Source organism: Streptomyces sp. NPDC001219 (assembly GCF_053597915.1).
Map to the genome: position 1 here is coordinate 17539 of NZ_JBSFJF010000003.1, position 22928 is coordinate 40466.

The following is a 22928-nucleotide window of genomic DNA, read 5'->3' on the forward strand; positions in this document are numbered from 1 at the left end:
GCCGGTGACGAGACCGGCCGGGAGGGCATTTCGCCTGCCGGGACGGCCTGCTGCCGCCCCCTCACCACGACTCCGGCTGGGACAGCATGCACCTTCGTGACCTTCCGTACCCCGACCCGGGCGTCCCGGACGTCCGTACGGGCGGCGCCTTTCTCCGGTGGCTCTGCGGACAACAGCTCGGCGGACAGTTCAAGGCCCTGCTCTGGGGGCTGGTGAACGTCGGCTCCATCGCCGCCTCCCCGCTGCCGGTGGGCCTCGTCGTGCAGGCCGTGGTGGACCGCGACGGCGGCCGTCTCCTCCTGGCCGGCGGCCTGATCCTGGCCCTGGGCGTACTGATCGCGGTGGGCGACACCATGGTGCACCGCGCGACCGTCGCCAACTGGATCACCGCCGTCGCCCGCATGCAGCAGCTGCTCGCCCGTAAGACCACGGAACTGGGCTCGGCCATGACCCGGCGGGTCGCGGCCGGTGAGATCGTCACCGTCAGCACCGGCGACCTGGAGAAGATCGGCTGGTTCGCCGAGGCCCTCTCCCGGTTCGCCGCGTCGGCGCTGACCGTGGTCGGCGTCGCCGTCGCGCTGGCCTTCTACCAGCCGGCACTGGGCGTGCTGGTGGCCGTCGGCGTCCCCGTACTCGCGCTGGCCGTCCTGCCGCTGCTGCCGCCCGCCACCCGCCGCGCCGACGCCCAGCGCGAACAGGCCGGCCGGGCCACCGAGCTGGCCTCCGACACCGTCGCCGGACTGCGCGTCCTGCGCGGCATCGGGGGCGAGGAACTCTTCCTCGCCCGCTACCGCAGCGCCTCCCAGGACGTACGCAAGGCGGCCGTCCGCAGCGCCCGGATGTGGGCCCTGATCTCGGCCGTGCAGGTGCTGCTGCCGGGCCTGCTGCTCATCGCGGTGGTCTGGTACGGCGCCCGGCTCGCCCTCGACGGCACCATCGCGGTCGGCGATCTCGTCACCATCTACAGCGCGGTCACCTTTCTGCTCTTCCCGCTGCGCCACTTCGAAGAGATCGCCCAGGCCTACGCGTTCGCCAAACCGTCGGCGAAGCGCACGGCCCGCGTCCTGGCCCAGCAGCGGACGGCCGGCGGACGGGCGCAGGAGCCGGAGACGCCGCCCACCGGCACGCTGTACGACCCGGTCAGCGGGCTGACCGCGCCGGCCGGCCGGCTGACCGCCGTGGTCTGCGGCGACCCCGACGCCGCGGGCCGGCTCGCCGAACGCCTCGGCGGACACCCGCCGCGCGCCGACGAGGACGGTGACCACACGGCCGGCCTGTCCGTCGTCCTCGGCGGCACCCCGCTCGACGACCTGCCGCGGGACACCGCCCGCCGCGCGGTCCTCGTCCAGGACAAGGACCCGGTGCTGCTGTCCGGCACGCTCGGCGAGCTGCTCGACGTACCGGCCTCCGGCCGGGTGGACGCCGGGGACGCGCTGGCCGCGGCCCAGTGCGGCGACGTACTGACCGCGCTGGCGCAGGCCTCGGTGGACGACTCGGGAGACCCGATGCGCACCCACATCACCGAGCGCGGCCGGTCGCTCTCCGGCGGGCAGCGGCAGCGGCTGGCCCTGGCCCGGTCGCTGGTCACCGACCCCGAGGTGCTGGTGCTCGACGAGCCGACCAGCGCCGTCGACGCCCACACCGAGGCCCGGATCGCCGACGGTCTGGGGACGGTCAGGACCGGGCGCACCACCGTCGTGCTCACCTCCAGCCCGCTCCTCCTGGACCGGGCCGAGCAGGTGGTGTTCCTCCAGGACGGCAAGGCCGTCGCCACGGCCACCCACCGCGAACTGCTGCACAGCCACCCCGCCTACCGCGCGGTCGTCACCCGCGACACGGAACCCGAGCCGGCGCTGTCCACCGGCCAGACCGAGGAGACCGCATGACCGGCCTGGCACCGCCGGACCACGATCCGGACGCCCCGCAGACCCTCACCACACTCCCCGTCGGCTCACCGGCCACCGTCCGCGGCTACGTCCGCGGCCTGATCCACCGTCACCGCACGGCGTTCACCGTCCTCATCGTGGTGAACGCCGCCGCGGTGATCGCCTCCATGGCCGGCCCGTATCTGCTCGGCGGAGTCGTCGAGAAGCTGTCCACGGGCGTGCGCGACCTCCAACTGGAGCACACCCTCGCGGTGTTCGCTGTCGCGCTCGCCGCGCAGACGGTGTTCGTGCGGATGGTCCGGCTGCGTGGGGCGATGCTCGGCGAACGGATGCTGGCGGATCTGCGGGAGGACTTCCTCGTACGGTCCGTGGCGCTGCCGCCGGGCGTACTGGAGCGGGCCGGCACCGGCGATCTGCTGTCGCGGATCACCACGGACATCGACCGGCTCTCCGAGGCGATGCGCGAGGCCGTGCCGCAACTGGCCATCGGTGTGGTGTGGGTGGCGCTGCTGATCGGCGGCCTGACCGTGACGGCCCCGCCGCTGGCCCTGTCCGTGCTGATCGCGCTGCCGCTGCTGGTCGTCGGCTGCCGCTGGTACTTCAAGCGGGCGCCGCACGCCTATCGTTCGGAGGCCGCCGGTTACGCCGCGGTGTCCGCCGTACTCACCGAGTCCGTGGACGCGGGACGGACGGTCGAGGCCCACCGGCTGGGCGCCCGTCGGATCGCGCTGTCGGAGCGCCGCATCCGGGAATGGACCCAGTGGGAGCGCTACACGCTCGCTCTGCGCTCGGTGCTCTTCCCCGTCGTCGATCTGACGCATGTGCTGCTCCTGGCCTCGGTGTTGCTGCTCGGCGGCGCGTTCGTCCTGCAGGGCTGGATCAGTCCCGGGCAGCTGACGACGGGGGCGCTGCTGGCGCAGATGATGATCGAGCCGGTCGGCATGATCCTGCGCTGGTACGACGAGTTGCAGGTGGCCCAGGTGTCCATCGCGCGGCTCGTCGGCGTCCGGGAGATCCCGCCGGAGGCCACCGACGCGGACCGGCGCCCCGACGGGCGGGAGCTGCACGCCGACGGGGTCAGCTTCGGCTACCGCGCGGGCGCCGATGTGCTGCGCGAGGTCTCGCTGCGGGTCCGGCCGGGGACCCGGCTGGCCCTGGTCGGGCCGTCCGGCGCCGGCAAGTCGACACTGGGCCGGCTGCTGGCCGGTATCTACGGGCCCCGCGTCGGCAGCGTCACCCTGGGCGGCGCCGAACTCTCCACCATGCCGGCCGAGCGGGTCCGCGAACAGGTGGCGCTGGTCAACCAGGAACACCATGTCTTCGTCGGCTCGCTCCGTGACAACCTCCTGCTGGCGCGCACCGGAGCGGCCGATGCCGAACTGTGGGCCGCGCTCGGCGCGGTGGACGCCGACGCCTGGACGCGGGCCCTGCGCAAGGGGCTGGACACCGAGGTCGGCTCGGGCGGCCACCCCCTGACTCCCGCCCAGGCCCAGCAGATCGCGCTGGCCCGGCTGGTACTGGCCGACCCGCACACCCTGGTCCTGGACGAGGCGACCTCCCTGCTCGACCCACGGGCCGCCCGCCACCTGGAGCGTTCGCTGGGCAGGGTGCTCGACGGCCGTACGGTCGTGGCCATCGCCCACCGGCTGCACACCGCGCACGACGCCGATGTGATCGCGGTCGTCGAGGACGGCCGGATCAGCGAACTGGGCAGCCACGACGAGCTGGTAGCCACCGGCGGCGCCTACGCGGCGCTGTGGCGGTCCTGGCACGGCTGAGGCGCGTACGGTACGGCACGGCGGCGCAGACCTCATGAGGTCTGCGCCGCCGATGCGCCATGCGGAGCGAGGGTCAGCCGGCGGAGCCGCCGCGCATCGCCTTGCGCAGATCGCGCGTCTGCTGCGCGAGCGTCTTCAGATCGACCTTCTTGAGGGAGCGCGTGGTCGCGTCGCCCACCCCGATCACGTCACCGACCGAGGTGCTGTCGGCCCAGACACACAGCGGGATGTAGTAGCCGTCGTCCTGGGAGATCCCGCAGCGCAGGACGGCTCCCTTCGCGCCGGCGTCCTGGAGGTCGAAGTCCTTCGGCGCGACGGCCATGTCGTTCGGGGCGAACGCCGCCCGCACCCGCTGCGCGGGGTCGGACACCGTGCCCGTACCGGTGTGGACGCCCAGGTTGACCGAGGGATGGTTCCCCGGCCGGTAGACCCCGTCGGTCCGGGTCAGACCCTTCAGCTCCGGGTATTTCGCGGGGGCCAGCTTGTCCGGCGTGTACATCAGCCTGGTGAGCTCCGCGTCATAACGAAGCTCCGTCCCACCCGACTTCACCACCTTGGGCGCGGCCGGCTTCGCCCCCTGGGGCGTGCCCTGCCCCGCTCCCCCTTCACCCTGGCTCTGCCCTTGCCCCTGCCGGGCCTCCGTATCGTCCCCGCCGCCGAGCTGCGACCACACCAGAAAGCCACCCCCGGCGAGCAGCACGACGACCACCAGGACGACGGTGACGATCAGTCCGGTACGGGACTTGCGCGGCGGCGGAGGAGGCGGAGCGAAGCCCGCGCCCCCACCCTGGCCCGGCAGTCCGGTCGGCGGCGTCGGCCCGTTATACGGAGGAACCGGTGCGCCGGGGTACGGCGGCAGCGGGGCGCCCTGTCCGGGGGGCGGCATCTGCGGCGGCTGGTGGGTCACGGTTGTCGGGTCCTCATCATCGGTTGCAGGAGCCCGGTCATCCTTCCGTACGGCGTGAAGTCGGCTGCGACAGGGGGCCGGTGGGCGGGGTGCGGACGTCCGCGAGGCCGCGGAGAAAGGACAGGCCGGGGCGGCCGGCGAGCTGACGCGTGCCGACGACGGTGAACCCCGAGCGGACCAGCACGGCCCGCGAGGCCGCGTTGTCGAGCGTGGTCGCGGCGCGCAGGGTGGTCAGCCCATAGCCGTCGGCGGCAAGGCCGCACATCTCCCGCACGGCCCAGGTGGCCAGCCCGCGCCCCGCGGCCCGCTCCGCGATCCGGTACCCGAGTTCGGCGCCGCCGTCCTCCACATCCACGAGGTTGACCCGCCCCAGTACCTCCCCCTCGGTGCCGACCAGCACATGGAAGTAACAGACCCCGGCCTCCTGTTCGGCGAGCAGGGCGCGGAGCCGCTCGCCGAACCGCGCGAAGTAGTCATCGCCCCGGTCAGGGACGGACGCGGCGAAGTAGGCCCGGTTCTCCTTCTCGAAGGCGAGCAGCGCGGGGGCGTGGCCTGGGCGCAGCAGCTGTATCTCGGGCATGAACGGGAATATAGGGAACTCGGCGGGCGGCCTGGCAGTTATTTTGTGGCGGCGTTCGGGGCACGGTATTTATCGCCTGGTCGCCGTTCGGACGGTTTCGCTGTTCCGGCATTCCGCTGTCGGCCGCTCCCCTCGCCCTCTCATCCCGTTCCCTCCCTCCCTGTCAGGGACTCGTGAGAAGGAAGAGCTGTTGGGTCGCCCGGGTCATCGCGACATAGCGGTCCACCGCGCCTTCGATGCCTCCGCCGAACCGATCCGGGTCGACGAGGACGACCAGGTCGAATTCAAGTCCCTTCGACAGCTCCGGGGGCAGCGAGCGGACGCGGGGCGTCGGCCGGAAGGTGGGATCGCCGATGACGCAGGCGGTCCCTTCGGTATGGGCGGCGAGCCAGGTGGCAAGGACCGAGTCCCGGTCCGCGGCAGACCCGTGGACGACGGGGATACCGCTGCTGCGGATGGAGGCCGGCACATTGGCGTCCGGGAGCACGGCCCGGATGACCGGCTCGGCCTCCGTCATGACCTCTTCCGGCGTCCGGTAGTTGAGGGTCAGGGACGCCAGGCTGACCCGGGCGAGCCCGATCCGTTCGAGCCGTTCCTGCCACGACTCCGTGAACCCGTGCCTGGCCTGGGCGCGGTCCCCGACGATGGTGAAGCTCCGGGACGGGCAGCGGAGCAGCAGCATCTGCCACTCCGCGTCGGTCAGTTCCTGCGCCTCGTCCACGACGATATGCGCGAACGGACCGGCGAGCCGGTCGGGTTCGACTCCGGTCAGCACACTCTCGTCGATCAGGCGCTCCTGCAGATCCTGTCCGCGCAGCATCGTCACCGCCGCTTCACCGTCGTCATCGGCCGCGAGCACGTTGTCGATGACATCGGCCATACGCGCCCGTTCGGCGGCGACAGCGGCCTGGTGCCGACGCTGACGCCGTGCCGCCTCCGGGTCGCCGAGCCGCTGCCGGGCCGCGTCCAGGAGCGGCAGGTCGGACACGGTCCACGCCTGGGGCGCCTCCTTGCGCCGCAGCTTGCGCACCTCATCGGGGCCGAGCCACGGAGCGCACCTCCGCAGGTAGGCGGGTACCGACCACAGGTCTCCGACGAGGTCGGCCGCTTCGAGCAACGGCCACGCGCGATGGAGCGTCGTGACCAGCTCTTCGTCCTGCCGCAGCGACCGCCGGAAGAGCTCGGGCGGAACATCGCCGCCGAGCTTGTCACTCAGGATCGTGGCCAGCTCCTCCCAGATCTGCTCGCGCGCCTCGTTGTGCGGCGTGCCAGGTTCCGGTGCTGCGAACGCCTCGGCCCAGTCGTCGGCGCTCAGCCAGACGTCGGCCCAGTCGGTCGTGACCGTCATCCCCTCGGCGGGCGGCTCCTCGTAGAACCGGACGGCCTCCTCGATCGCCCGCATCATGAGCGCGGACGACTTCAGACGGGCCACCTCCGGGTCGGCCTCGACCCCGGCCGCGGCTCCCTCGGCCACGAGGTCCCGCACGGTGCAGGTCTGCACGCCCTCCTCTCCGAGGCTGGGGAGGACATCGGCGACATAGGACAGGTACGGCCTGTGCGGACCGACGAACAGCACACCGCCCCGACGGTGACCGAGCCGCGGGTCGGAGTAGAGGAGGTACGCGGAACGGTGCAGCGCGACGACGGTCTTCCCCGTACCCGGGCCGCCGTCCACGACGAGAGCGCCGCGGGATTCCGCACGGATGATGGCGTCCTGGTCGGCCTGGAGGGTGCCCAGCACATCGCGCATCCGTGCCGACCTGCTGCTGCCCAGGCTCGCGAGGAACGCGGACTGGTCGTCGAGCGCGGCGTGCCCGGCAAACCCCTCCGAGGTGAACACCTCGTCCCAGTAGTCACTGATCCGGCCACGGGTCCAGCGATATCTGCGACGGCTGGCCAGACCCATCGGGTGGGCATGGGTGGCTCCGAAGAACGGCTCGGCCGCCGGGGAACGCCAGTCGAGCAGCAGCCGACGCCCCGCGCTGTCCGTGAGGCCGAGCCGTCCGACGTACACCGGCTCGGGGTGGTCCTCGCCGACCATGTGCCCGAGGCACAGATCCAGGCCGAAGCGTCGCAGGGCACGCAGCCGGGCGGTCAGCCGGTGGACCTCCGCGTCCCGGTCCATCGCCTGCCGACCCACACCACCGGGCGCCCGGCGCTCGGCATCGAGACGTGCGGACAGTTCAGCGATCGTCTGCTCCAGGCTCTCCGCGAGGGCCGCGAAGTGCTGCTCGTCCCCGGCGATCAGCACCGGGTCGGCCTTGGGGGAAGGGCGGCCGGAAAGGCGGTCGGAAAGGTCAAACACGCTGGTGGTCAGCGGTTTCACGTCATAGCTCCGTTCTGAGGTGACTCGCCCCGCGGGGCGGGGGGGGCGGGGTCCGGTCCGGGCCGGCGGGACGCACCGGTGGTTGGGGGTGTCGTCGGGACTTCGCCCGGCGGGGGGTGTGGTCGTTTTCGGTTTGGGGGCGGTTCGGGGTTGTTCGGGGGCGGATTGGGTCGGTGGGGAGGGGGCTGGTGAGCCCGTGTCCTCGTGGGCTCCTGGGCTCGTGTGCCGGTCGCCGCGGGGGCGGTTCTTGGGTTCTGGTTGCCGGGGAGAGCAGTTCTTCTCGTCTGGCTACTGGGGAGGGCCCGTGCGCTGATCGCCGGAGAGGGCGGCTCTCTTGATCCGGTCGCTGGGGAACGGCCCCCGTGGGCTGGTCGCCAACGACGTGGGTCTGGCGGGCTCCAGCCTGGCTCGACGAACCGAGCCCGCCACGCTCACGCCGGCATCGACGGCGCTCTCAGGTCCTCGCGTCGAGCAGCGTCGAACAGCAGCTCCGCGGCCACCGCCGCCCCGTCGGTGCGGACCGTGCCGGCCACGGCCTTCGCTCGTGCGCGGGTCTCAGGTGCCAGGGCCGACTCAAGTGCGGCCCCCAGGGACTCGAACGCCGGCGTCGGACCGTCGTGTGCCACGCCGATGCCCAGCGCGGAAACCCGCCCGGCCCAGTACGGCTGGTCCGCCGCCTGGGGCACCACCACCTGCGGCACACCGGCCCGGGCGGCCGTCGTCGTGGTGCCCGCGCCGCCGTGGTGCACCACACCCGCCACCCGGCCGAACAGCACCTGCTGGTTGACCTCACCGACGGCGAAGCAGTCGTCCCGGTCGTCGATCAGGGCCAGGTCGGCCCAGCCGCGGCCGACGAGGACGCGGTGGCCCTGTGCCCGGACCGCCTCGACGGCCACCCGGGCGGCGTCCGGCGCCCCGTGCAGGGGCATGCTGCCGAAGCCCACGTACACCGGTGGTGCGCCGGCCTCCAGGAACGCCACCAATGCGTCGGGCAACGGGCGCTCGTCCGGCAGGAACCACGCACCGGTCTGGACAAGGTCAAGGTCCGGCGTCTCCCGCCACGGGTCCAGGACCGGGTCCGTCGCCAGCCACGGCCGGTCGCCGACGACATAGGCGCGAACGTCGTCCACCGGGGGCAGGCCGTGCGCCACCCGGTTCGTGTTGAGCGCCGCACCGAACAGCTCGTCGATGCTCTGTGCGTCCAGATCCCACAACACCCGGTTGTCAGTCACCCCCGGCGGGAACGACCGGCCCGGATATGCCATCGGCGGGTGGTACGGCGACGGCAGTTCCAGCTGCTGGAAGCTCACGGACACCGAGCGCACACCCAGCTTCTCCGCCACCGACAACGCGCCGGCCGCAGCCGGCAGCATCCCGGTCGCCACCAGTACGTCGCACCCCTCGGCCGCCGCGCCGACCGCGCCGAACTGGGCAGCGATCAACTCGGCCGCGTACCCGGGCAGGGACGACGGCTGCGGCGCCGCAGCCGTCAGCTTCCGCGCCGACGGACCGACGGGCACCATCGGCACGCCCACCCCCGCCAGCCGTCCCTCGAACTCCTCATCCGGCGGCGCACACACCCGCACCTCCGCCCCGAGCACCCGCAACCGCACCGCGAGCCCCACCAACGGTTCGACGTCCCCACGCGACCCATACGTCGACAACAGCACCCGCACTTCGCCCCACCCATTTCCACAACTTCCGGCTTCGGCGGGCGATTCTGCGCCACAACGGGGGCCTTGCCGCAAGCCCCCCAGTGCGCTATACCTTGAGAGTGGCAAGGAGCGGACAAGCTCCTTGCTTTTGTTTTTGCGGGGGCCTTTGGTCTTCCCTCGGCCTTTCATCGTGGCCCCTGAGCGGAAAGACCCTGCGAGAAACGGCTGCCCCCCAGTTACGCGGGCGGCTGTAGACGGACCACTGAATCCATCTGCCGCGAACCCGCACCACCAGCCCGACGGCTATCAGACGCCCCGCCTGCTGACACCTCACCGGGAGGCCACCGAGCGGCTCCGGCCGGTCTCGGTGGGGTGGGGCTGCCGGACAAACCCGTGATGCCGTTACGGGTCTGGCTTAACCCTCATCACGACAGGCGCCGAACGCGGGCCTCCCTCCAACCTGGTGTGGACGGCAACTGGGAGGAAGAAGCAACACATTCGTCGCACCAATTCCGGGATTGCCCGAACGGTCCTTCATTCCCTGGCCCTCGCCCCCGACCCGAGCCCGGGGACAGAGTGTTCTGGAAGACGCCTGAGATCCTCGGCGTGGGCGGAAGGCCGTGCGTACGCCTGGCGTGACGTCGAGATCACAGAGGCGGATCACGCCTAAGGTGCGACCGACTGTGTTCCCCCTTCCAGGCCGGGAAATCCTCGCCCTTGTGCCGACGGTGTGGCATGACCAGTCGGGTTCCTTGGCAGCCGCCGTCGGCGATGGTCATCGCATTGCCGATGGCGGCCTTGGCGCCGGACTCCTCCCAGCCGTGGGAGTCGTGGCAGTTGCCCGGCAGGGGCCGGGCGGGCTCAGCACAGTGAAGGTGCCCATGCAGGACGGCTCCGGCGCCGTGATCACTGCAGTCACATCAAGATCGTGCCACCTGGAGTCGGCGAAGCGGCCCTTGAGTCAAGTACGGAGCCCGAGGCGCTCGTCGAGCTGGCGGCGCAGACGAGCAGAGGCCCCACGGAGAGCCCCGAGTTGCCGGACTTCTGCCGCCGCAAGTTCCGTCCGTCCTGCCAGCGCGAGCACCGCGGCGTAGGGCCGTTCACCCTCGGCGAGCTTTGCCGCCACGGCATCACGGACGGCCCGCAGCACTGTGCGGTCCGCGCGGGGATGCTCTGCCAGCAGCCGAAGGAGCCTGTTGTCATTCCAGGCACTGTCCTGCACCGTGCTCAACTCCAGCAGAGTGCCGGGCGCCGTGGAGGGATTGGCTGCTAGCGCATGCCAGACGAAGGGGTACGGACAACGCGCGAGTTGGTGCAGGACGGCGCTGTCGCTCTCGACACGCGCCAGTTCGAGGTAGTCGGCAGGCGTATGCACGGACATGGCCCCCAGGGGCGTCGGGGCGATCATCCTGCCATCCGGGCTTGGTCACCTGGGCGCAGGAGCCTGTGATCCCAACGGGGTCGAAGACCACTTACGGGACACCCCTCAGGTGAGGGAACATCACGACGACCCCTGCGCCCCAGAGGTCAGATGAAGCCGAGCGCGCCCAGACCGCCGATGCCGCCCAGCACCATGAACAGCGGCATCAGCACCTTCAGCTCCACCCAGCTGCCGGCCTTGAAGCGCATGCCCTTGGGCGGGCCGACGGGGTACCAGCGCTTACGGCCTATCGGGATCGGCCACAGGATGGGGCAGCCCGAGACGGTGAGGGCGTCGCCGATGTCATGGACCAGCGCGCCGAGGACGACCGGCAGCCCCAGCCAGAGGTACTGCTGCCCCGGCTCAGCGAACAGCCAGCTCGCGCCATTGCCCGGCTGGTCGAGAACACCGGCCAGAATCCACGCCGAGGACGCGCCCAGCAGCCACACCAGTACGTCGCTGGAGACCCGTGCCGCCCGCCACAGCAACCCCTCGATGGCGAGCACCATATGAACGAAGAGGATGCCGAGCACCGCCCAGCGGCCGCCCTGCATCGCCAGCAGCGACATTCCGCCGCCGACCAGTACAGCCCACACCCAGGTGTGGGTGAGCGTGCGGTGACCTCCGTTGCGGTTCGTGTCACCGCGCATCTTGGTCGCCTTGTAGACCGCGTGCGAGAGGGCGTCGACCACCTCGCACACCATCCGCGAGAGCGGGCCGAACGCCCGTGAGATGGTGGCGGACTTGTGGTCGAGATCCGGGGCGAGCGCCGCACCGGCACAGATCAGAGCCCCACAGACAAGCACCGGCCAGGGCATCGGATATCCCATGGCATCCGCCGCCGCGCCCACCCCCAACCAGGCCGCAGCCCCGGACAGCGAGTGCGCCGGTCCCATCATGGTTCTTCCCACCCCTTGTTCTCTTGCACGTGTCCACCCGCGCGGCGTCTGCCTCGTGCGCTGCTGAGCCGCGCCACTGACGCCCGGTCGGCGACTCAGCGTAGCGTCAGATGATCTCCCCACGAGGAGGGGGTGAGCCAACTCCTCCCCGCCCGCCCGGGACGGCCCCTCAGCCTGCGCCAGCTGGAGGGGCAAATCCACTGCCGGCGGGGCTCTGTCTGCCGCCTCGCACTTCTGACGTCACTTCAGTTTCTGACTGTCGGCGATAGCTACAGCGTGTTGTGGGGGTGAGGGACTCGCCCCGGGGGGCGGGGCAGTTGGGAGCGAGAGGGGCCAGGGCAGGAGGTGTATACGGCAATCAGAGGCAGCGGAGGGGAGCCAGGCGGCCCCATGAGCCGGGGGCGAACAGGGCTGGTCACGAGGGGGGAGGTGCGGGCCGGGGCAACGGGGTGGGGAGCGCGGGCGAAGCGGGCGTACAGGTCGCGAGTACGGGCCGGAGCGAAGCCGTGGGGATGTTGACGTGGCTGGATCTGCGGATTGGGGGGCGGCACGGGGCGAGGGTGGGGCCGGAGGGGCGAGGCGCACCAGATCCGCTGCGGGCTCGTCGGCAGCTGGGGCGAGCGAGGCGATTCGGAGCTCCCCGGGGGGGGCTCCCCCCCCCCACCCCCCCGCCCCCACTCCCTCCCCATTTCAGGCGCCACCCCGCTCACACATCCCTGCCCACCCCGGCACCCTCCCCGCACACCCCCAGGCGCCGGTCACGGCTCGGCACCCACCTCCCGCCCGCCCGCTCGCCCCCGGCAATCACCACCGGCGCCTTCCACCGACGGCCTCCGCCAGTGCCCCATCACCGACGACCTCCACCGGTGATCTCCGCCACCCTCCGAGCACGCCTCCACGCGAGGCGAAGCCCACCCGCGACAACAGCGCGTCCACGATCGTGTACGGGTTGTAAAGACCTTGCGTGGAAGCCTCCCCCAATAGCACGGCTGCTGCGAGGTGCAAGGGGCTGCCGCTGCATCGCCTTCACCGACGACGCCGCCCACTCGCCCTGGCGGGGAGCGATCGGGCTGCACCACAGGCCAGGGAACATATGCCCAGGTCAGAGTGGATTTCTGGGCAGGACGCGAGGCTTCCGTGAGCGACTTCGTATGGAGGACGGGGCCGCAGGGCGGGTGGTTTGCGGGGCTGGGGGGCTTCGGGGGATCTCTCTCTGGGTCGCCGGTTCCCTGATCCGGGCCGAAGACAGGCAGTATGGGGGGCGTGACCCTCATCGATCATCTGCCGAACGACGCCGACCCCGATGCCCTCTTCGAAGCCTTTTCGGGCTGGGCCGAGCAGCAGGGCATCTCGCTCTACCCTGCCCAGGAGGAGGCGCTGATCGAGGTGGTCTCCGGAGCGAACGTCATCCTGTCGACTCCCACCGGCTCCGGAAAGAGCCTGGTGGCGGCCGGCGCGCACTTCACCGCTCTCGCCAATGACCAGGTCACCTTCTACACCGCGCCCATCAAGGCGCTGGTCTCGGAGAAGTTCTTCGACCTGTGCAAGCTGTTCGGCACCGAGAACGTCGGCATGCTCACCGGTGACGCCTCGGTCAACGCCGACGCCCCGGTCATCTGCTGCACCGCCGAGGTGCTCGCGTCGATAGCGCTGCGGGATGGCAAGGACGCCGACATCGGCCAGGTCGTGATGGACGAGTTCCACTTCTATGCGGAGCCGGACCGCGGCTGGGCCTGGCAGATTCCGCTGCTCGAGCTGCCGCAGGCGCAGTTCATTCTGATGTCGGCGACGCTCGGCGACATGTCGCGCTTCGAGGGGGATCTGACCCGGCGCACGGGGAAGCCGACGTCGGTCGTGCGCTCCGCCACGCGGCCGGTGCCGTTGTCGTACGAGTACCGCACGACGGCGATGACGGAGACGCTCACGGAGTTGCTGGAGACCCGCCAGTCCCCGGTCTACATCGTGCACTTCACCCAGGCCGCCGCTGTGGAGCGGGCGCAGGCCCTGATGAGCATCAATATGTGTACGCGTGCCGAGAAGGACGAGATCGCTCAGCTCATCGGGAACTTCCGGTTCACCACGAAGTTCGGCAAGAACCTGTCGCGGTATGTCCGCCATGGCATCGGCGTGCACCACGCCGGCATGCTGCCGAAGTACCGCAGGCTCGTCGAGAAGCTGGCGCAGGCGGGTCTGCTGAAGGTCATCTGCGGTACGGACACTCTGGGGGTCGGTGTCAACGTCCCCATCCGTACGGTGTTGTTCACGGCGCTGACCAAGTACGACGGTTCGCGGGTGCGGACGCTGCGGGCGCGGGAGTTCCATCAGATCGCGGGCCGCGCCGGGCGGGCGGGCTTCGACACCGCGGGCTTTGTGGTCGCGCAGGCTCCCGAGCATGTCGTGGAGAACGAGAAGGCGCTGGCGAAGGCGGGCGATGACCCCAAGAAGCGCCGGAAGGTGGTGCGCAAGAAGGCGCCGGAGGGCTTCGTCAACTGGGGTGAGAACACCTTCGAGAAGTTGATCGCTTCCGATCCCGAGCCGCTGAACTCCCGTTTCCGGGTGACGCACGCGATGCTGCTGTCCGTGATCGCACGGCCGGGCAATGCCTTCGACGCGATGCGCAAGCTCCTCGAGGACAACCATGAGCCGCGCAAGAACCAGATCAGGCACATCCGGCGGGCCATCGCGATCTACCGCTCGCTGCTGGACGGCGGGATCGTGGAGCGGCTCGCGGAGCCGGACGCGGAGGGCCGGATCGTCCGGCTGACCGTGGACCTGCAGCAGGACTTCGCGCTCAACCAGCCGCTGTCGACGTTCGCCCTGGCCGCGTTCGACCTGCTGGACCCCGAGTCGCCGTCCTACGCGCTGGACATGGTCTCGGTGGTGGAGTCCACGCTGGACGACCCGCGGCAGATCCTCGCCGCGCAGCAGAACAAGGCCCGGGGCGAGGCGGTCGCCCAGATGAAGGCCGACGGCGTCGAGTACGAAGACCGCATGGAACGGCTCATGGACGTCGAGTACCCCAAGCCGCTGGAGGAGCTGCTCTTCCACGCCTACGGGCTCTACCGCAAGAGTCACCCGTGGGTCGGCGACCATCCGCTGTCGCCGAAGTCGGTCATCCGCGACATGTACGAACGCGCCATGACCTTCACGGAGTTCACGTCCTTCTACGAGCTGGCGCGCACCGAGGGGATCGTGCTGCGCTACCTGGCGAGTGCGTTCAAGGCGCTGGACCACACCGTGCCGGACGATCTGAAGTCCGAGGACTTCCAGGACATCATCGCCTGGCTGGGCGAGATGGTGCGGCAGGTCGACTCCAGCCTGCTGGACGAGTGGGAGCAGCTCGCCAATCCGGAGGAGGAGACGGCGGAGCAGGCCGCGGAGCGGGCGGATCAGGTCCGGCCGGTCACGTCCAACGCGCGGGCGTTCCGTGTGCTGGTGCGCAATGCGATGTTCCGGCGGGTGGAGCTGGCGGCGCTGGACAAGGTCGAGGAGCTCGGCGAGATGGATGCCGAGTCCGGCTGGGACGCGGACGCCTGGGGCGAGGCGATGGACGCCTACTGGGACGAGTACGACGAGCTGGGCACCGGCCCGGATGCGCGCGGCCCGAAGCTGCTGCAGATTCAGGAGGATGACGCGCACGGGCTGTGGAAGGTGCGGCAGACCTTCGCCGACCCGAACGGTGATCACGACTGGGGCATCTCCGCCGAGGTGGATCTGGCCGCCTCCGACGAGGAGGGGCGCGCGGTCGTGCGGGTCACGGACGTGGGTCAGTGGTGAGACGGCGGCTTCGGCCGAAGTTGCCGAGGGATCTGACGGAGGGCCACCGGTCATGACCAATCCTGCCGAGAGGCTGGTCGATCTGCTGGATCTGGAGCAGATCGAGGTGAACATCTTCCGGGGCCGCAGTCCCCAGGAATCGCTGCAGCGGGTCTTCGGCGGGCAGGTCGCGGGCCAGGCGCTGGTGGCGGCCGGGCGGACCACGGAAGGGGACCGCCCGGTCCACTCGCTCCATGCGTACTTTCTGCGGCCCGGCCGGCCGGGGGTGCCGATCGTGTACCAGGTCGAGCGGGTCCGCGACGGGCGGTCCTTCACCACGCGCCGGGTGGTCGCGGTCCAGCAGGGACGCACGATCTTCAATCTGACCGCCTCCTTTCACAAGCCGGAGCCCGGCTTCGATCATCAGTTGCCGATGCGCCGGGCGGTGCCCGACCCGGAGGAGCTGCCGACGGTCGCGGACGAGGTCCGCGAACGCCTGCGCGGTCTGCCCGAGGGTCTGGAGCGGATGGCGCGCCGGATGCCGTTCGAGATCCGGTATGTCGACCGGCTGCGGTGGACGCCGGACGAGATCGAGGGTGCGGAGCCGCGCAGTGCGGTGTGGATGCGCGCGGTCGGGCCGCTGGGCGACGATCCGCTCGTGCACACCTGCGCGCTGACGTACGCCAGCGATATGACGCTGCTGGACGCTGTCCGCATCCCCATCGAACCGCTGTGGGGTCCGCGCGGGTTCGACATGGCCTCGCTCGACCATGCGATGTGGTTTCACCGCCCGTTCCGCGCGGACGAGTGGTTCCTCTACGACCAGGAGTCGCCGATCGCCACCGGCGGCCGTGGGCTGGCCCGCGGGCGGATCTACGACCGGGAGGGCAGGCTGCTGGTCTCGGTCGTCCAGGAGGGGCTGTTCAGGAAGCTCGGCGACTGACCCGGGCAGGCGGCGGAGGCCGCGGGGGCGGCTGTCCGCAGGCGTCGCGGTTCTTCCCTGCGGGCCGTTTCGAGTTCGCGGGAGAGGTTGACCCGGTACCACATCACCTCGTCGAACTCGTCCGCCGTCAGCACTCGTTCGTAGGACTCCCGGGCGGCCGGTGTCACCGTGATCACGGATGCCAGGGCGGGCCTGAGGCTGCGCAGCAGGGACCGTTCCCGCGGGTCCTCGGCCACCGAGGCCAGTTCCTCCGGGGGCAGCACGGCGGCGATGACCGCTGCCGTTTCCCAGGGGTCGTCGGTCTGTCCCATGAGCTGGGCGACCCGTCGGCCGCGCCACTGGCGGGCGCGCCAGTCCTGTCCGCTGTCGAGCATCACCCGCATCGCCGCGGGGGTGTTGCCCCGCATCAGATCGGGTTCGCGGTCGGCGAAGTCGCTGACCTCAGCCGCGAGGTAGAGCCAGACCACCGCGCCGAAGCGGTTCACATAGAACCTGACGGGGCCGAAGCAGCCGGCCCGGGTCAGGCGCAGGACGCGTCCGGGACCGATGCCCATCAGCTCGGCCGCCTCGTTGGTGCTGACCGTGCGGACCCGTTCGCGGAGTGCGTCGGGGAAGCCCGGTTCGGCCTGCAGTCGGGCGATCTCCTCCGCCGGGACGCGGCGTCGGCCGAGTGCTCCGGCGGCTCCCGGCCGGCCGTCGGTCCCCGACGGGACCGTCCGCACCTTTCCGAGCTGGGTGGCGAGTTCGAACTCGCCGTTCCTCAGCTCCAGTTCGCGGGCGGCTCGCCCCATCGTGAGCGTCTGCTGCCCGTCGCACATCACTGTCATGTCATTTCCCCCGCACCTCGGTCGATCACTGACAGTGACGACTGTGCCGCAGGCGATGACAGCGGGTCAATCCCCGGCTCAGACCTGTGGATAACTCTCCGGCTGGCGGACCGCGACGCCCAGATGCTCACCGACACGGTTGACCAGCAGCGTCATTTCGTAGGCGACCTGGCCCAGGTCCGCGTCGGCGCCGGCCAGCACGCACAGGCAGCTGCCGTCCCCCGCCGCAGTCACGAACAACACTCCGTCGTCGAACTCGACCATGGTCTGGCGCACCCGCCCGATGCCGAAGTGCAGCGCCGACCCCTTCGCGAGGCTGTGCAGTCCCGAGGCGACCGCCGCGAGATGTTCGGCGTCGTCCCGCTGGAGCTTCTCGCTCGCCCCGGTCACCAGGCCGTCGTTGGACAGCACCAGTGCGTGCCGTACCTTCTCCACCCGCTTGGTCAGGTCGTCCAGCAGCCAGTCGAGTCCGCTGCTCAATGCCATTGCCGCTTCCTCCCCGTGTCGTGGCCCGCGCTCCCGGCCGGACCGCAGCCGTGGTCCGTTCGAAGGCTGCCGTGCCAGCCTGTCCCACCTGTGCCGTCTCGGCAAGCGGCCCCCCGGTCCGGCGTGCCACACGGAGCCGGTTCGTGCCGCATGACCGAAGATGTCGGCATGGCACACAAGATGACGAAGGACGAGTGGCAGAGGTTCCTTTCGGAAGGCACCCGTACCGGCAAGCTGGCGACCGTACGGGACGGTGGCGGGCCGCACATCGCACCGGTGTGGTTCCTCCTGGACGGTGAGGAGCTGGTGTTCAACACCGGGGAGGAGACCGTCAAGGGACGTAACCTCGCCCGCGACGGCAGGGTCGCGCTGTGCGTCGACGACGACCGGCCGCCGTTCTCGTTCGTCGTGATCCAGGGGTCGGCGGAGATCAGCAGCGATCTGGCGGAGGTCCGTCACTGGGCGACCCGGATCGCGGCCCGCTACATGGGCGAGGAGCGGGCGGAGGAGTACGGCGCCCGCAACGGTGTTCCGGGCGAGCTGGTGGTGCGGGTCAGGATCGACAAGGTCGTGGCCCTGGCGGACGTGGCGGGCTGAGGGCGCACGTGGCGTGGGCCGCCCGGGGCCGCGCCACGTGCCACCGGTCATCCCACCGAGTCCAGCACCCGATCGGAGTGCCGCCGCCCCGCGTGCTCGACGAGCCGGACCAGTACTTCCTTGCCGGAATCCCGGTCCCTCGCGTCACAGAGCACGACAGGGGTGCCGCGATCCAGGTCCAGGGCGCGGGCCACCTCGGCGGCGCCGTAGGAACGGGACTCCGCGAAGCAGTTGACGGCCACCAGGAACGGGATCGCGCGGCGCTCGAAGTAGTCGACCGCCGGAAAGCAGTCCTCCAGACGCCGGGTGTCGGCCAGGACGACGGCGCCCAGCGCGCCCTCCGACAGGTCGTCCCACAGGAACCAGAAGCGGTCCTGCCCCGGGGTGCCGAAGAGGTAGAGGGAGAGGCCCTGCCGGATGGTGATGCGGCCGAAGTCCATCGCCACGGTGGTGGTGCCCTTGCGGTCCACTCCCCCGGTGTCGTCGACCGTCTCGCCCGCCTCGCTGAGCCGCTCCTCCGTGCGCAGCGGGTGGATCTCGCTGACCGAGCCCACCAGGGTCGTCTTGCCCACGCCGAAGCCGCCCGCGACTAAGATCTTCAGGGTCAACTCGGCGTCGCGGCCCGGGGCTGCGCCCTCCGGGGCCCCTTGTGCGGCGTTCATCGGCCGTCTCCTCCAGGATGCAGGGTCCTGCGCGTCACGGGGTATGCGGATGCATGGCTCGACGGTAGGAGCCTTCGGCGGCCGAAGGCCGCCCGAAATCCATGGCGAGGAACGTACCGCCCGTTGGCGGGGATTTCCCCGGATTGGCCAAAGCGGTCACGTCTTCCGATCAAGAAGCCCATCACGCTGTGGATTCGTGATAGTTGGACCGTGCCGAGGCATCCGCCGCCGGGCGTCCGTTCCGTCCTCGGCGGCGTGCGCCCGGTGGGCGGCCCGGGCGGTGCGGGAGCATGAGACGCCGTCCCCGCCGACCGCCCACTCCGGAGGAGCCCGATGAGCGATCACCACGCCGACCGTCCGCAGGAGGTCCGTGCGTTCTTCGCGGAACGCGCCGCGACCTGGGACACGAAGTTTCCCGACGACGGCCCCGCCTATGTGGCAGGCGTCGCCGAACTAAGCCTCCAGGAGGGCGACCGGGTCCTGGACGCCGGCTGCGGTACGGGGCGTGCGCTGCCCGCGCTGCGGGCGGCCGTGGGAGCGCGCGGGACGGTGCTGGGCGCCGATCTCACGCCCGAGATGCTGCGGGAAGCCGTGCAGGCCGGGCGCGACCGTGACGCGGCGCTGCTGCTCGCGGACGTGACGCGGCTGCCGCTGCCGGACGCCGCGCTGGACGCGGTCTTCGCCGCGGGGCTCCTCTCCCATCTGCCGGACTCGGCGGGCGGCCTCACCGAACTCGCCAGGGTCGTGCGCCCCGGTGGCCGGCTGGCCCTCTTCCACCCCATCGGGCGGGCGGCCCTCGCCGCACGCAAGGGCCGCCCCCTCACCCCCGGCGACCTGCGGGCGGAACCGAATCTGCGGCCCCTCCTGGCCGGCTCCGGCTGGGACCTCATCCGGTACGAGGACGAGGACGCCCGCTACTTGGCGCTGGCCGTCCGCCGGGGGTGACGCCGCGCGGACGGCACCGCTTTCGCCTTCTCAGGACGCCGCCGGGCCCTCGCCGTGCGGCACCGGGCAGCCGCCGGTGCGGCGGGAGGCGGGGAAGGTACCGAGCTCGGCCACCCGGAAGCCGTTCGGATAGCCCTTGATCTCGGGGTTCTGGCGGGCGTAGTGCGGGGTGCGGCGGGGCGGCAGCAGCCGTACGGCCCTGGCGCGCAGCTTCAGTGCGGTGCGTACCGTCTTCTGGACCGCCGGTTTGGGCCGCTCGTACCGGAAGGCGTCCAGCAGCGAGTCGTCCAGGAGGGCCATGCTGGCACCGCGCACCACCGGGGCGAGGGGGCCGTACCAGCCCGCCATCAGGTCCAGGGTCGCGTCCGAGACCTTCCGGGCGCCCTCGTCCCAGCCGAAGTGGGCCTCCTCGTAGGCGTCGAGGCACTGCTCGAAGTCCTCGTAGGTACGCGGGAGTCCGGTGATGCCCATGTGGCGGCCGAGGGCCCGGTAGTAGGCGGCGAGGGCATGCTGCTCGTGGGCGGTCAGCCGCCGCCAGCCGTACTCGTCGAGCCAGCGTTTGGGCATCACCACGAAGGTGCACAGGACATAGCGCATGTCCTCGTTGCTGATGTCGTAGCTGCGGTGCATCTGGTTGATCCGCCGGATCGCCGTCCGGCCGTCCTCGCTGTCGAAGCCGTGCTCGACGACGGCGTCCAGGAGGAGGGCGGTGTCGTCGTAGCGCTTCTGCGTACGGTCCGTCAGCTCCGCCGTCTCGGCCAGCAGCCGGCCGATGCTCGGCACGGCATAGGTGCGGTAGAGCGCCAGCTCCAGCGCCCGGGTGAAGTCCCAGGGGAACTCATGGGTGGCGACGATGCGGTAGATCCGCAGGAAGTCGCGCTCCGGGTCGAGCCGCCGGATCTCCCGCAACCAGTCGTAGCGCCGCACCTGACAACCGTCCCTTCGTCCACCGAAACGCCAATTTTACGGGCGTGGGCGGCACTTGGGCGGTGCTGCGGGCGTCAGATCGCGCCGTGCGGTGGCCGGAATCAGTCGCGTCGGGAGGTCTGCCGCGCCTGCTTCGGCACCGCGGCCGGCTGCCCGCCGCTGCGCGTGCCGCGCCCCTGCGTACGCGCGTCGGCGCCGTAGCGGTCGGTGACCGTGGCATCCACCACGGCCAGCGCCGCCTTGACCGGCATGCCGGTGCGGCCGGCGAGCGCCAGTCGTTCCCGGACCTCGCGCGGGCTGCGCGGGCGGTAACCCGGCCCCGTACCGCAGCACCCTCCGTGGAACGTCAGCCCCGTGCGCAACACGGCCTCCAACGCCCGCCAGCCGGCCACATCGCGCCGCTTGGGCACCGCCAGGTCAGCGCCCGCGTCGATCAGCTCACCACGGCACTGCGGGCAATGACCAGGCCCCCGCGAGCCCGGCGTCTTCTTCCACGCGGCCCGGCAGGGCAGGCACACGACGTGCATCCTGCGGCTGTGAAAACACATCCGCGCAGCGTACGGCTGGTGACAAGCCCGTACCAAGCCAATTAGGGTGCGCCGACGTACTCCGCGATGGAACGAATGGGGAGGCCCGCGTGCCCACGACCGAGAGCGCCGACAACGACGAGTTGTTCGTGCTGACGGCGGTGCTGCTGACGCCCGCGCAGTTCCCGAGCGTGCTCGGCGACGACTACCCCGAGGTGTGCGCGGGACTGGGCCTCGAACCGTACGCGGAGGGCTACGGGCTGGTCCTCGGGCAGGACGGCGACGGTGCGCGGTGGACCGTGGTGACGGAGGACGTCTCGCTGGTCGCCTGCGCGATCGCGGCCTGGGACTGCGGCATGGAGTACGACCTCTCGCCCGGCGAGCACAGCATCGTCGGGGCGCTTCCCGGCTGGCCGCTCGCGCTCGCCGTGGCGGCACCCGGTGTGCCGCAGCCGCACGACCCCGAACCCGAGGAAGGCGACCCGGCGCCGCTGACGCCTCCGGACGCCGAGGAGTGGGGGCCGGCGCAGCGGCGGCTCGGCGCGGACGAGATCGCCATGCAGTGGGCGGCCTGGCGGGAGCAGGTGGAGAGCGACATCAGCTTCGCCGAGCCGGGCGATACCGCGCACAAGGGTGTGCGGCGGGTGCTTGCGGAGGCGCGCGGCTATGTGAACGATCCGCCGCCGCCCGGGCGGGTGCGGTCGTCGTTCGCGGCGGGCGAGGCGCGGACGCTGCGCGTTGACGGGCCCGGCTGGAGCATGGTTGCCCGTACCGATGACATCGCGTTCGTGCTGCTGGACGACGAACCGGGGGAGGTGCATCCGGTGGGGCGGGGGCCTGAGCTTCCCGGTCTGCTGTCGTCTCTCGACGAGTTGGCGGCTCGGCCGGTCTGAGTGGCGGGGCGTGGCCGGTGGGGTGTGCCGGGTGGCGCTTGTGTGTCCCCCTTGGCGCGGTTGGGGCTGGGCGCGCAGTTCCCCGCGCCCCTTTGGGGCGCGATCTGGCGCCCGTGTCGGGGTTGGGTGCGGGCCCGGCGGGGGCTTGCGCCGGGCGGGGCTTGTGGTTGCCGCGGGGGCCGGAGGGGACGCACCGGGACCCGTCCTCGGCGCGGGCGACGCGGCTCCGAGCAATTGAGTACCCCGGCGTTCGCTCCGGTCCTGCGGGCGGGCCCCGGTACATCCCCTCCGACCGTCCCCCGTTGCCGACCGCGGACCGGTGACACCGCGCGTCACGACCACGACTCGGCCGCGCCCAAGCTGCGGGGGGGGCCGAACCAGCTGCCTGCCAAGGGAATGCCGTACGGGTCTGCCATAACGGTGATCCGTACGGCGCCGACAGCCGCGTACGGACGGCGGTCGGAGGGGATGCCCGGTGAGCCGCCCGCAGGACCCGGAGCGAACAACGGGGCGAAGAACCTCTGGGACCCGCGTCGCCCGCGCCGAGGACGGGTTACCGGGCGTCCCCTCCGACCCACCACCCACCACGCGTAGGCGAACCGGCCCCAGCCACCGACAAACCCGCCCCTCAGCGGCCGATTCAGCGGCCGATCTGTTTGCGGCTGACGCGGCGCAGGCGGCGTCGTTGGGAGGAGTCGAGGGTCAGATAGGCGACGGCCGGGACTCCGACCATGACCAGGAGGGCCGCCCAGAAGGGCAGCAGCCACAGCAGGATCACTCCCACCGCGACGCCGCCGACCGCGACCTTCGCCTGTGTGGACATCCTTCACGCCCCTTCCGCGGCGCATGCCGCGCTCTGTGTACTCCATTGAACGCCGTTTTCGCGCCGCAGGTTCCTTCGGGCGGTGCGAACG

The 22928-nt window shown here is 71.3% G+C and carries 19 protein-coding genes and 1 pseudogene; 7 read left to right on the top strand and 13 right to left on the bottom strand.

Translation table 11 applies throughout. From position 1 onward, the window contains the following. Positions 1-86: 86 nt before the first annotated feature. A complete protein-coding gene (locus ACWC9R_RS02620) occupies positions 87-1886 on the top strand; it encodes an ABC transporter transmembrane domain-containing protein (protein ID WP_450728317.1) in 1800 nt (599 codons plus the stop codon). Next, complete coding sequence (locus ACWC9R_RS02625) at positions 1883-3664, top strand: ABC transporter ATP-binding protein (protein WP_450728319.1); 1782 nt, start codon at positions 1883-1885, stop codon at positions 3662-3664. Before ACWC9R_RS02620 ends, ACWC9R_RS02625 begins: the two co-directional genes overlap by 4 nt. 73 nt (positions 3665-3737) lie before the next feature. Here ACWC9R_RS02625 and ACWC9R_RS02630 read toward each other — a convergent pair whose 3' ends face one another. From ACWC9R_RS02630 to ACWC9R_RS02660, 7 genes and pseudogenes are all read right to left on the bottom strand, one after another. Continuing rightward, positions 3738-4571 (bottom strand): hypothetical protein, encoded by an 834-nt coding sequence (locus tag ACWC9R_RS02630; protein WP_450728321.1) that lies wholly within the window; start codon positions 4569-4571, stop codon positions 3738-3740. A 37-nt stretch (positions 4572-4608) separates the two neighbouring features. Further along, positions 4609-5151 (bottom strand): GNAT family N-acetyltransferase, encoded by a 543-nt coding sequence (locus ACWC9R_RS02635; RefSeq protein ID WP_450728323.1) that lies wholly within the window; start codon positions 5149-5151, stop codon positions 4609-4611. A gap of 163 nt (positions 5152-5314) precedes the next feature. Next, a complete protein-coding gene (gene helR / locus ACWC9R_RS02640) occupies positions 5315-7477 on the bottom strand; it encodes an RNA polymerase recycling motor ATPase HelR (RefSeq protein WP_450728325.1) in 2163 nt (720 codons plus the stop codon). Between the two features lie 431 nt (positions 7478-7908). Beyond that, complete coding sequence (locus ACWC9R_RS02645; RefSeq protein ID WP_450728327.1) at positions 7909-9153, bottom strand: glycosyltransferase; 1245 nt, start codon at positions 9151-9153, stop codon at positions 7909-7911. A 650-nt stretch (positions 9154-9803) separates the two neighbouring features. Continuing rightward, positions 9804-9986, bottom strand: a pseudogene (locus ACWC9R_RS02650) (IS5/IS1182 family transposase); the annotation flags it as partial. A 107-nt stretch (positions 9987-10093) separates the two neighbouring features. Further along, complete coding sequence (locus ACWC9R_RS02655; RefSeq protein ID WP_450728329.1) at positions 10094-10540, bottom strand: hypothetical protein; 447 nt, start codon at positions 10538-10540, stop codon at positions 10094-10096. 119 nt (positions 10541-10659) lie between these two features. Then, a complete protein-coding gene (locus ACWC9R_RS02660; RefSeq protein WP_450728331.1) occupies positions 10660-11451 on the bottom strand; it encodes a metal-dependent hydrolase in 792 nt (263 codons plus the stop codon). Between the two features lie 1263 nt (positions 11452-12714). On the opposite strand from ACWC9R_RS02660, the gene ACWC9R_RS02665 reads away from it, so the two are divergent. Together ACWC9R_RS02665 and ACWC9R_RS02670 are read left to right on the top strand one after the other, a co-directional pair. Further along, the gene (locus ACWC9R_RS02665) at positions 12715-15228 is read left to right on the top strand and encodes a DEAD/DEAH box helicase (protein ID WP_450728333.1); all 2514 of its coding nucleotides are present in this window, start codon (positions 12715-12717) and stop codon (positions 15226-15228) included. A gap of 52 nt (positions 15229-15280) precedes the next feature. After that, positions 15281-16150, top strand: a complete 870-nt coding sequence (locus tag ACWC9R_RS02670; RefSeq protein WP_362610214.1) for an acyl-CoA thioesterase — start codon at positions 15281-15283, stop codon at positions 16148-16150. Here the strand turns inward: ACWC9R_RS02670 and ACWC9R_RS02675 are convergent. Both ACWC9R_RS02675 and ACWC9R_RS02680 read right to left on the bottom strand, forming a co-directional pair. Further along, the gene (locus ACWC9R_RS02675; RefSeq protein ID WP_450728335.1) at positions 16081-16977 is read right to left on the bottom strand and encodes a DUF6397 family protein; all 897 of its coding nucleotides are present in this window, start codon (positions 16975-16977) and stop codon (positions 16081-16083) included. The genes ACWC9R_RS02670 and ACWC9R_RS02675 overlap by 70 nt on opposite strands. A 78-nt stretch (positions 16978-17055) precedes the next feature. Next, positions 17056-17463, bottom strand: coding sequence for a roadblock/LC7 domain-containing protein (locus ACWC9R_RS02680; protein ID WP_093646789.1), 408 nt, complete (start codon positions 17461-17463; stop codon positions 17056-17058). Between the two features lie 168 nt (positions 17464-17631). Here ACWC9R_RS02680 and ACWC9R_RS02685 point away from each other — a divergent pair, with 168 nt between their 5' ends. Continuing rightward, positions 17632-18060, top strand: a complete 429-nt coding sequence (locus ACWC9R_RS02685) for a PPOX class F420-dependent oxidoreductase (RefSeq protein ID WP_450728607.1) — start codon at positions 17632-17634, stop codon at positions 18058-18060. Positions 18061-18107: 47 nt separating this feature from the next. Here ACWC9R_RS02685 and ACWC9R_RS02690 read toward each other — a convergent pair whose 3' ends face one another. Then, positions 18108-18722 carry a GTP-binding protein gene (locus ACWC9R_RS02690; RefSeq protein WP_450728338.1) on the bottom strand — a complete coding sequence of 205 codons (615 nt, stop codon included), beginning with the start codon at positions 18720-18722 and terminating at the stop codon, positions 18108-18110. Between the two features lie 333 nt (positions 18723-19055). Here ACWC9R_RS02690 and ACWC9R_RS02695 point away from each other — a divergent pair, with 333 nt between their 5' ends. Next, positions 19056-19667 (top strand): class I SAM-dependent methyltransferase, encoded by a 612-nt coding sequence (locus tag ACWC9R_RS02695; RefSeq protein ID WP_450728340.1) that lies wholly within the window; start codon positions 19056-19058, stop codon positions 19665-19667. A 30-nt stretch (positions 19668-19697) separates the two neighbouring features. Here the strand turns inward: ACWC9R_RS02695 and ACWC9R_RS02700 are convergent, their stop codons facing one another. Both ACWC9R_RS02700 and ACWC9R_RS02705 read right to left on the bottom strand, forming a co-directional pair. Next, positions 19698-20594, bottom strand: coding sequence for an oxygenase MpaB family protein (locus ACWC9R_RS02700; protein WP_450728342.1), 897 nt, complete (start codon positions 20592-20594; stop codon positions 19698-19700). A gap of 101 nt (positions 20595-20695) precedes the next feature. Continuing rightward, positions 20696-21142, bottom strand: a complete 447-nt coding sequence (locus ACWC9R_RS02705; RefSeq protein ID WP_450728344.1) for a hypothetical protein — start codon at positions 21140-21142, stop codon at positions 20696-20698. Positions 21143-21231: 89 nt separating this feature from the next. Between ACWC9R_RS02705 and ACWC9R_RS02710 the strand changes: the two genes are divergently transcribed. After that, positions 21232-22014, top strand: a complete 783-nt coding sequence (locus tag ACWC9R_RS02710; protein ID WP_450728346.1) for a hypothetical protein — start codon at positions 21232-21234, stop codon at positions 22012-22014. A gap of 640 nt (positions 22015-22654) precedes the next feature. Here the strand turns inward: ACWC9R_RS02710 and ACWC9R_RS02715 are convergent. Further along, the gene (locus ACWC9R_RS02715; protein WP_030077786.1) at positions 22655-22837 is read right to left on the bottom strand and encodes a hypothetical protein; all 183 of its coding nucleotides are present in this window, start codon (positions 22835-22837) and stop codon (positions 22655-22657) included. Positions 22838-22928: the final 91 nt, after the last annotated feature.